The sequence below is a fragment of the Intestinibacter sp. genome (genome assembly GCF_022780145.1).
Taxonomy (GTDB): Bacteria; Bacillota; Clostridia; order Peptostreptococcales; family Peptostreptococcaceae; genus Intestinibacter.
In genome coordinates, this window is sequence record NZ_JALEXO010000176.1 from 1 (window position 1) to 10,777 (window position 10,777).

Here is a 10,777-nt window from a genome sequence, read left to right on the forward strand (position 1 = left end):
TTTAAATTAGTTGAAAATAAAGTTATCTCTGTAAAAGATGGCTTTGATATATTTAAAAATACTTCAAAAATACTTATTTTAGAGATATTAAAGTTCATAATATGGATAGTTTTAGTTCAAATTGTATCTATTCCAGTAGGAATTGTATTCGATTCAGTATATCAATTAGTATCTTCTTTATCAAATACTGATGTTTATATGATAGATTATACCTTTGTATCGGGGCTTATTTCATATGTACTTGTAGAGATTTTACTATCTCAAAAATACTATATACTAAGTGATTTGGAAAATATAGATACGATTGGAATTTTAGATAAAAGCATAGAGTTAATTAAAAAGAATGTTTTAAAGTATGTAAAGCTTGAAATCAGCTTTGTAGGTTGGTTTTTGCTATCTATAGCTACTTTAGGAGTGGGATTTTTGTTCTTTGCTCCGTATAAGACAATATGTGAGATTTATTTTTATGAAGAGATAAAAGAGGATAAATTAATAGAGTACAATAATATCGAACAAAATAGAAATACAAAGGATGAAGTTATTTTAGATATGGCTATAGTCGCGATGATAAATTTTTTCGTGTATTTTATTTATCAGATAATATATTTATTTTAGTAGAAAAGAGGTGCAAAAATGAAAAAAGATACAAAACTATATAATATGATAATGCCCATATGGCTACTTGTGATATTCCCATTTACATGGGTTGTAATTTTACCGCTTAATTATTTAATCGATACTTTAGTGCTTAAATTGACTATGAAGAAGTTAAATGTAGAAAAAAGAAAGGAAATCTATAAAATGACCATACTAAAGACTTGGATATATGGGTTTTTAGGAGATTTTATAGGTGCAGCTGTAATACTTGTAGTTTCATGGGGGCTATATGATATAGTAAATTTAGAAACAGCTTTTGGAGCTGTAGTAGAGCAAATGTCGATGGTAATGTTAAATCCATTCGACAATGTATTTTCGTTTTCAATTGCTCTGATAGCGATAATTGTGGCATCATATTTTATATATCTATTTAATTATAGGTTTGCACTAAAAAAGGCTTTTGAAGAAGGATATATAGATGAAAGTACAAAGAAAAAAATAGCGATATCTATGGCTGTATTTACAGCTCCTTATGTATTTTTCTTGCCAGCGCCATATTAAAACAAAAAATCCTCGAGGAAAATATCGAGGATTTTCTAATGCTTTTATTAATCTAAAATACTGGTACGATTACACCTTTGTAGTTTTCTTCTAAGAATTTCTTAGATTTTTCGCTAGTTAAAACCTTTTTAAGAACTTGTATTTTTTCGCTGTCCTTGTCTTCTGTTCTGCTTACTAGTATATTTGTGTAAGTTCCGTCTATTTTAGGACAGTAGATGCTGTCTTTATTTGCGTCTAAATTAGCTGCGACTGCGTAGTTTCCATTTATAAATGCGCAAGTTACATCGTTTAAAAGAGATGGAAGTTGTGCAGCATTTGCTTCTATGAATTCTATATTTTTAGGATTTTCTACGATATCCTTTACACTTGGATTGTCTACACCATCTTTTAATTTTATTAAATTTAATTCGTCTTGTAGATATTTTAGCGCTCTTGAACCATTTGTAGGATCATCAGGCAATGCGAACTTGTCACCAGATTTTAACTCGTCTATAGATTTAATTTTGTAAGAATATACAAATAGAGGAGATTCATATAGGCCTACTACAGGTGATAATTTATATCCTTTTTCTTCTATTGCTTTATTTAAATAAGGTTCATGTTGGAATAAATTAGCATCGATTTCGCCGTTATCTAAGGCTTCATTTGGAAGATTATAATCGTCGAATATAGTTATTTCAAGATCGTAGCCTTCAGCTTTTACATCGTCTTTTAAATATTCAAATAGATCCCCTCCTGGAACCTGTGTCGCTCCAACTCTTATAACTTTGTCGTCCTTGTTAGATGAACACCCTACTGTAAGTGATAGTACTGTTACTAAGCATAGTAAAATAGATAATAATTTTTTTGATTTCTTCATAATAAGAAATACCTCCTTTTTGTTGTTTAAAAATTTTAAATAAGTCTATGTCGTTTGATTATCTTAAAATAAAGAATTTAGAAAAACTAAAAAGGTCTGAGTATAAACTCAGACCTAAAATTATCAGTTTATACTTATCTTTCAGCATAATGCTGCAGGATTTAGCACCGTATATATCATATATATTGGTTGCCGGGTTTCATAGGGCCAGTCCCTCCACCTCTCTTGATAAGACTTATTTAATTTATGATATGAAGTATATTAGATTTTATTTTGTATGTCAATAAAAAAATCTATAATTATATAAAATTTTTCTAATATTCAGACAGTGCTTCTCTTATGCAATTTACGTATTCAAAGAATATAGCGGTTCTATTACATCTATTAGAGTTTTTTAAGCTACCGTCTTTAAAGAAAAGCTGTCTTTGAGCGCGTGTTATTTCTAATTGGCATCCTGCTTTTGATAATCCTCGATTTACTATATTATTTTTAGTCGTGCCGTCTATTCCAGCATGTGGCTTTGCTACTTTAAATCCTTTTTTTGTGAGGCATTTTGCAATTTTTTTGCCGAGCTCTTTATCTAGACCACCTATATATGTAACGGGATTATCTCCTTTTGCGCCGTGTATAGATATTATCTTTTTTGATTTAGCTACTAGTTTATCAGCATTTTTTTCATCGAAATTGCTGCTAGTTATATGCAACATTACATTTTTGCTGTTTTTAAGACCTTCGAATTTATATAGATTGTATTTACCATCTGCAATTGCTTCTGCAATTTCTGAAGTACCTGGCTCTATATTGCCACCGTGGATGGAGATACATGTAGTTTTAGAATTTACGTCTTTTACTGTGATTTTGTAATCTATATTTTGGACTTCGTTTTTAGATAATTCATCGTAATTTTTGTATGTGTCGAACATTTATTTTACTTCCCTTCTGATATTATTTTGACTTTGATAACAATATTTTATCATTAAACGTAAATTTATGCTTAGCTGTAATAGTTTTGTTATAATTAAATTATTAAACTAGGATAAAAGAAAATATAAAAATGTAATAAATATGTAATAATTGCAATGTAAAATAATATAAGGGTTAAATTATATTATTAAAATGGGAGGATGTTTATGGATTATATACTTTATTTTTTTATATACTCGTTTTTAGGATGGCTTTGTGAGAGTATATACTGTTCCTGCTTACAAAAGAAAATAGTAAATAGGGGATTTTTAAATGGTCCGATTTGTCCTGTTTATGGTGTAGGAGCATTGATTGTAATTACTGGATTGTGGTCTTATAGAGATAATATGGTGGCAGTTTTTGTATTAGGATTTATTTTAACCTCTATACTTGAATACATAACAGCTACAGTTTTGGAAAAATTATTTCACGCTAAGTGGTGGGATTACTCAAATTACAAATTCAATATACATGGAAAGGTGTGTTTACTAAATTCCACTATGTTCGGATTTTTAAGCTTATTTGTAATTGAAGTTTTACATCCGTCTGTTATAAATATATTGAGTAGAATGAATAGTGTAGTTTTATATGTATTTATGGTACTAGCAGTGGCTACTACAATAGTCGATTTAACGACTACAGTAAAGGCATTAAATACTTTAACAGTCAAAGTAGATGCTTTAGCTAATATAGTTGAAGATATGAAAAAGATTCATGCAAAGCTTAAATTATACGAAGATGAAGAATTTATACGTAGATTAAAACAAGGTCCAGAGGAAATGATTGAAAAAATGAAAGCTTTAAAAGTCAACGAAGTTCAACTGCAATCAATACTAGATGAAATGGATATGGCGTTTGATGAAAAGCTAGACGAAATGCAATTGAAATTTAAATCTTTGAAGGAAAAATCTTATATACATAGAAGACTATTAAATGCTTTCCCAAATATAAAATCTACAAGATCTAAAAAGAGAGATGTACATTTCCAATATATCAAGAAGCTTTTAAAGGATAAGAAGCAATATTAAAATGCTTATAGACCTCAAATGCATTTAAGTATAGATGTGATTTGAGGTTTTTTTCTGAATATTTCTATGGTAAACTTTAATAAATAAACTATTTACACTTAATAAAATTTAAAAATAATGGGGGAGAATTTATGGATATATTTAAAATACTAGATATAGAAAAGACAAAAGACAAGATGGCGATAAAGCAGGCTTATTTAAGTAAATTAAGCGAAACAAATCCAGAAGACAAACCAGAAGAGTTTATGATGCTTAGAGAGGCTTATGAAAAGGCTTTAGAGTATGCAGATATAGATGATGATGTAGAAAATGACGATAAAGAAGATAATTTATTTGATAATGAAAATGAAGATATAAATATCTGGCTTAGAAAAGTCGATAAAGTTTATAAAAATTTTAAAACGAGAAATGATGAAAAGGCTTGGAAGGAGCTTTTAAATGACGATGTCTGTCAAAATATAGATACTAAAAACGACGCTAGAGAAATGCTTTTGGTGTATTTTATGAAAAACTTTTACCTTCCATCAAATGTGATTCGTCTTTTAAATGGATTTTTTAATTTTATAGATGATTTAAATGAATTATACGAGGTTTTCCCTAGAGAGTTTATAGACAATATAATCGTAGATGGAGTCAAATACGACGAATATCCAGTTTATAGCATGTTTGAAATAGATGAAGAGCTAGATTACGATAGCTTTTTGCGTGAATTTTATAAGATGAACGCATATTATAAAGATGGAAAGCTAGACGAAGCTATAGAGCTAGTTCAAAATCTAAAATTGTCAGAGGTAAAGCATCCTGAACTAGATAGAAAAGAAGCCTTTATTTATTACAATATGGGAGAGCTAGATAAGTGTTGGGAGGTAATATCAGATGTACAGAAAAAGTACAACTCTGATATGGACCTAGATTTATTAAAGGGTATGATTTTATTTGATAAGGGTAATCTTGATAAGGCAAAACCTTATTATGAAGAGGCTCTAAAAGAAGATCCTGATAATTTTGTTGCAGTAGAAGGTTTGTGCAAAATTTATGAAAATGAAGGCAAGCTTATGGAAGCTAAAAATTTAATACAAAAGCTTCATTTAAATGGATATAAAGATGACGACACAGAAGAGATGCTCGGCAATTTAAATAATAAAATTTTGAGAGAATTTGAGCAAAGAGAAAATACAGAAATTTTGGGTAAGGAAGACTTACTAAAAATCGCCGATATATATTTTATAGAGGAAAAAACAGAAAAATCTATGGAAATTGTAAACTCTATAGATTTTGATGAGGATATAGACGTCTTTTATTACTATATGCTCAGCAAGATTAATTTAGATATAAAGGAAAATGAAAAAGCATTAGAATATTCAGAGTTATGGGAAGAGGCTCTAAAAAACAGCTCAGAAGAAAAATTACAGGGATTTAATCACAGATGTGCATCTATTTACGAATTATATGTATTTAAGGCACTTTTTAATTGGAAAAATGAAGATTTAGATAAAGCTTTATACAATATCGATAAGGCATTAGAAATCATGCCTAAAAGTATACCTGCTTTAACTATAAAAATGAGAATCCTGTTTTTAAATGAAAAATACGAGGATACTGTAAAAACAAGCAATCAAGCTATAGATATATGCCCTAGCTATAGAGTTTCATATATGGCAAAAATTGAAAGTCTATACAAGCTTGGACTTTACTCAGAATCATTTGATGCATGTGATGAAATGCTAGAAATGAGTCCTTATGATTTATTTGCGTATATTTACAAGATAAACATACTTATAGAAGTCGATGAAATAGATGATGCAAAAGATATTATCGGGTATTTACGTAGCGAAGAGGTCGATTGTGAAGATTTGGATTATTTTGAAGCATCTATAATCAGAAAAGAGGGCGATGAAGAAGAGGCTAAAAAGCGCTATAAGGATTTAATAGATAAGTTAGAAAATAAAGAATGTGATATTGAATTTGCGACTGATTTATATTTATACTACATTGAGATGATTTTCTATACTAATGACGAAGATGAGATTTTAGAGCTCTGCGAAAAAGGATTAAAATACGACGAGAAAAATCAGGGCTTGCTTTACTATAAGGCATTGGCTTTATATTACAAGGACGAGCTAGATGATTCAAAGGCGATATACGAGTATTTAGACGAACTATATCCAGATAATAGTTATTCAAACCAAAAACTAGGCGATATTTACAGAGAAAAGGGAAATTACGACAAGGCTTTAGAGTACTACAACAAGCAAATTGAATTAAACTACGATATAACAGATTACTTTAGAAGAATTGAAGTAAATTTCGATATGTGTAATATGGACGATGTATACGAGGATTTGATTTATCTAGAGAGAAATTTACCTGATCACCCTGGAGTATATATAGATTTTGGACACTACTACAATATTTTAGATGAACCTGAAAAATCATGTGAATATCTTTTAAAGGCCAAAGAAATATACGAAGAAAGCAATGAATACAAAGAGCCAGATCAGTTGAGCTATGACTTGGCGACAGTATACGGGAAATTAGGAAATACAGAAAAATCTATCGAGTACTTTATGGAAAACTACAAAAAAACAGATGATATAGATGCATTAGAGCAGGTTTACAATAAATATGTAACTTCTGGTCAGTTCGAAATGGCAAAAGATATTTTACAAGAAATTATGAAAAAAGAAGGTACTTCGAATTTGAGTTTCGATTATTTCGAGCGTATGGGAGATATAAATTGGCAGATGAAAAATATAAAAGAAGCTGTCAAGTATTATTCTCTTATAATAAAACCAGATACTGACCAAAAGAGAGAAAAAGCAAGACTACTTTACTATACAGGAAATAGCAAAAAGGCATTAAAATTGATAACAGATGTAATAAACGAATTGGAATATAAACAAGATAATAGAAACAATTATTTAATTGCAGCCAAAATTTGTTTAGACATAAACGAAATTGAAAAGGCGAAAAACTACGCCAATAAAATACTTAGATATACTCCTATAGATAGCATAGAATCAAAGCTAGATCAAAAAGCGCATATATATAAGTTTACAGGAGAGGCATATACTATTTTGGGAGAATATGAAAAAGCTGAAAATTATTTGAAAAAATCGCTTGATGCTCCTAAATGTGCTATATGCTACGATGTAGTTTGTCTAGATGGTTTAAATGCTCTAGCTTATTTAGAATATTGTAGAGGAAATATAAAAGCTTGTAAGGATTACTTAGAAGAAATCTTTAAATACAGTTGTTCAAATACAGATGCTATTGGACTAGCTTATAAAATAGGGATTTTATAAAAATTGAGGAGAGACATTATGATAATAGGAATTGACTTAGGAACTACAAACAGCTTAGCTTGTTATTTTGATAAAAATCAAACCAAGATGATACCCAACAGATTGGGAGAAAATCTTACACCTTCAGTTGTGAGTATAGATGAAGACGACAATATATACGTCGGAAAAATAGCGAAGGAAAGAAAAATACTATATCCCGACATGACAGCAGATGTATTTAAAAGAAGTATGGGTACTAACAAGGAATTTGTTTTAGGAGATAAAAAATTTAAAGCGGAGGAATTATCTTCATTTGTCTTAAAATCACTAAAGGAGGATGCTGAGGTATACCTTCAAACAGAGATCGAAGAAGCTATAATAAGCGTACCTGCGTATTTCAACGACGATCAAAGAAAGGCTACGAAAAAAGCTGGTGAGCTCGCAGGACTTAAGGTAAACCGTATAATAAACGAGCCGACAGCTGCAGCAATAGCCTATGGAATCGACAAGAGAGATGAAAACACTAGATTTTTAGTGTTCGACTTAGGTGGAGGAACTTTTGATATTTCGATTCTAGAGAAGTTTAAAAACATCATGGAGGTAAGGGCAGTAGCAGGAGATAACTTCATAGGTGGAGAGGATTTTACAGAGGTACTTTACAGACTTTTCGTAAATAAAGTCGGTATCGACGAAGAAAAGCTAGACAAAAAAACTATATCTCGCATAAGAAAGCAATGTGAAAAGGCAAAGCTTGAGTTTTCAAATAAAAAGACAGTTAATATAAAATGCAACATAGAAGACGTGACTTATGAGACATCAGTAAATATAGATGACTATGAAAAATCGTGTGAGCTTCTTTTAACTAAAATTAGAAAGCCTATAGAGAGAAGCTTAAAGGACGCCAAGATAAAATTAAACCAAATCGACGAGATAATTTTAATAGGAGGGGCGACAAGACTACCTATAATCAGAAAGTTTGTCGGAAAAATATTTGGCAGACTTCCAAATACCAGCGTAAATCCAGACGAAGCAGTCGCAATAGGTGCAGCACTTCAGGCGGCTATGAAGGAGAGAAATGAATGTATAAAGGATATCGTGCTTACAGATGTATGTCCTTTTTCGCTTGGAACAGAGGTATCTGTAAAGACTATGAACAACAAGCGAGAATCAGGGTATTTTTGTCCAATAATAGAGAGAAATACAGTAATACCAGTAAGCAGAACAGAGACATTTTATACAGCTTACGACAATCAAACTAGAGTGGTAGTAGAGATTTTACAGGGAGAAAGTAGACTTGCGAGAAACAATCTAAAATTAGGTGAAATAGCTGTAATCGTGCCAAAAGGACCAGAGGGATCAGAATCTATTGATGTAACCTATACATACGATATAAATTCTATATTGGAAGTCATTGTAAAGGTGAACTCAACAGGTGAAAAGAAAAAGGTTATTATACAAAAAGGAAATGAAAAAATTTCAGAAGAAGAGATAAAGGCTAGATTTGAAGAGCTAAGCTATTTAAAAATTCACCCTAGAGACCAAGAAAAGAACAAGGAGCTTCTTTTCAGAGGAGAGAGAATGTACGAGGAGTTTACTGGTGAAGATAGACAGATTATAGGAAATGCTATTATGCAGTTTGAGTCTGTTTTAGATAAGCAGGATAGCATTTTGATAGAGCAAGCTAGAGATGAGTTTAAAAGAGTTTTGGATGAAATAGAGGATGAAGAACTATTTTAATTAAGAAAAACCCCAATTGACGAGTTAAAATTACATCAATTGGGGCGTATTTATTTACATGATTTGTATAGTGTCTGTCATATCGTTGTCTTTTATTATCTTATTTAATATTTCACTTGCTATTTGAGGAGTATTCCATTCTAGGCTTTTTATATATTGAATTATTTCTAAGGCTTCATTGTATATAGTTGGATATTTTTGTTTGTAAATCTCCTCAAATGGGTTTTCTATATCGTCATCAAGTAAGTTCCAGTCTAAGATCTTTTGGATTAATAGACATTTTAAAAAGTGTCTATCATATTTGTGTAATTTTTCTTCTTCTTGATATGATTTAACTACAGGAACTTGTATTTTTATTGATTTTTCAATATGAGCTCTAAAATCAAATCCATATTGTTTCAATTGTCTGTTTATTATAGGATCTAAGATAACATTGTTTAATACTGAAGCTAAATAACCTTTTTTAGGATCATTGCCGATTATAGAGCAGCTTGGATATCCAGATTCTGATAGCACTAGATGTCCTATTTCATGAGCTAAATCAAAATAATCATTTTTATTTACAGGGATTTCTTTAAGTAAAATCGCATATGTGTCGTCTCCAAGCTGAAGGCTTCTCATGTTTCCCTTTAAATCTGGATTATGAAGCCACATAATAGGCTTTCTGATCCATCTAAGATTATCACATAGATATTCATATAAAAGTTGTGAGCTGCTCATTAATTCACCAATCATATAATTAAAATCTATATATTGTGCATTTAAAGTATCTTTTAAAAATTTGTCCCTATCGACTTGATTTATACAACAGTTTTTATATTTTTTGCCGCTTCTACAAGGGCAGTAATCATTTCTACCTATTTTTGTCATATTATTTCCTCCATTATATACTAGAAATCGAGATGCATAAAAATAACACCTGTCGATACTATAAGTTATTATTTATATATAATATAATTTCTATAAAAAGTATAAATATCCTCTAATTTTTTACAATATAGATAAAAAAGTAAATGTCGAAAAACAAATTTTTATAGGAGCTTTGTTAAAAATTTATAAAAAATATAATGAATATTTGAGACCTATTTTTGCAGACATTTGAAAAGTGTATTATGTTTTTGAAAATATTTTGTATACATGTATACTTGATTTTATTCCAATATAAAATTGACAAATACTGTAAAAGCTGATATGATTTAAATATAAATCAATAAGAAATACAAATAAAAAATATTGATGAAAATTAGATAAATTCTCCGATTTTAGTTTACCTAAGATAAGAATATTTATTATGGAAACTAAAACGTTAGGGTATATTTAGAAATGAATATGCCTCCCAATGGAAAGGAGAGAACTGGTTAATATTAGTCGAATATATTAATTAGAAGTGAATCTCCTTTAAGTAAAAGGAGATTTTTTATTGGACTAATTTTAGTAGATGTTTGATAAATTTTTAATTTATTTAAAATTTTCTAAATATAATATATTTTCAAAGTATTGATTATCTGATTAATTTTGGTTGGTTATCACAACTTTTTCAATTTAAAGGAAAAGGTTTTGATATATATAATTTTAATTTAGTTTAAGCTTCTGTTTTGGAAGTTTAAATTATTTAAGAGTTATAGGCTTATATAAAGGGGGAATTAGAATTGTTATTAAAGAGACATTTTTTCATTAATGGTGTGAAGAGAAACTTAATGGTTGATCCAGAAAGTAGTTTAGCTTCTGTATTACGTGAACAATTAATG

Annotated in this window: 8 protein-coding genes and 2 riboswitches; of the genes, 5 read left to right on the forward strand and 3 right to left on the reverse strand. The window is 29.7% G+C overall.

Translation table 11 applies throughout. The annotated features are described in order from the left end of the window. The coding region (locus tag MR593_RS07005; RefSeq protein WP_290691266.1) for a DUF975 family protein at nucleotides 1–615 on the forward strand (615 nt) is incomplete at its 5' end. 18 nt (nucleotides 616–633) lie between these two features. Next, complete coding sequence (locus MR593_RS07010; protein WP_290691270.1) at nucleotides 634–1,158, forward strand: hypothetical protein; 525 nt, start codon at nucleotides 634–636, stop codon at nucleotides 1,156–1,158. Between the two features lie 52 nt (nucleotides 1,159–1,210). On the opposite strand, the gene MR593_RS07015 is transcribed toward MR593_RS07010, so the two are convergent. Together MR593_RS07015 and MR593_RS07020 are read right to left on the reverse strand one after the other, a co-directional pair. Further along, complete coding sequence (locus MR593_RS07015) at nucleotides 1,211–2,017, reverse strand: MetQ/NlpA family ABC transporter substrate-binding protein (RefSeq protein ID WP_290691272.1); 807 nt, start codon at nucleotides 2,015–2,017, stop codon at nucleotides 1,211–1,213. Nucleotides 2,018–2,148: 131 nt separating this feature from the next. Continuing rightward, nucleotides 2,149–2,252, reverse strand: a riboswitch (SAM riboswitch). Between the two features lie 79 nt (nucleotides 2,253–2,331). Beyond that, the gene (locus MR593_RS07020) at nucleotides 2,332–2,940 is read right to left on the reverse strand and encodes a poly-gamma-glutamate hydrolase family protein (protein WP_290691275.1); all 609 of its coding nucleotides are present in this window, start codon (nucleotides 2,938–2,940) and stop codon (nucleotides 2,332–2,334) included. Nucleotides 2,941–3,147: 207 nt separating this feature from the next. On the opposite strand from MR593_RS07020, the gene MR593_RS07025 reads away from it, so the two are divergent. The 3 genes from MR593_RS07025 (at nucleotide 3,148) to MR593_RS07035 (ending at nucleotide 9,029) form a co-directional block, all read left to right on the forward strand. Beyond that, nucleotides 3,148–4,008 (forward strand): putative ABC transporter permease, encoded by an 861-nt coding sequence (locus MR593_RS07025; RefSeq protein WP_290691278.1) that lies wholly within the window; start codon nucleotides 3,148–3,150, stop codon nucleotides 4,006–4,008. A gap of 131 nt (nucleotides 4,009–4,139) precedes the next feature. After that, on the forward strand, nucleotides 4,140–7,313 hold the full coding sequence (locus MR593_RS07030) for a tetratricopeptide repeat protein (RefSeq protein ID WP_290691281.1): 3,174 nt from the start codon (nucleotides 4,140–4,142) through the stop codon (nucleotides 7,311–7,313). An 18-nt stretch (nucleotides 7,314–7,331) separates the two neighbouring features. Continuing rightward, entirely contained in the window at nucleotides 7,332–9,029 is a 1,698-nt protein-coding gene (locus tag MR593_RS07035; RefSeq protein ID WP_290691283.1) for a molecular chaperone HscC, read from the forward strand. A gap of 54 nt (nucleotides 9,030–9,083) precedes the next feature. Here MR593_RS07035 and MR593_RS07040 read toward each other — a convergent pair whose 3' ends face one another. After that, complete coding sequence (locus tag MR593_RS07040; RefSeq protein WP_290691286.1) at nucleotides 9,084–9,899, reverse strand: YecA family protein; 816 nt, start codon at nucleotides 9,897–9,899, stop codon at nucleotides 9,084–9,086. A gap of 372 nt (nucleotides 9,900–10,271) precedes the next feature. Continuing rightward, a riboswitch (molybdenum cofactor riboswitch) is annotated at nucleotides 10,272–10,395 on the forward strand. Nucleotides 10,396–10,777 lie beyond the last annotated feature (382 nt).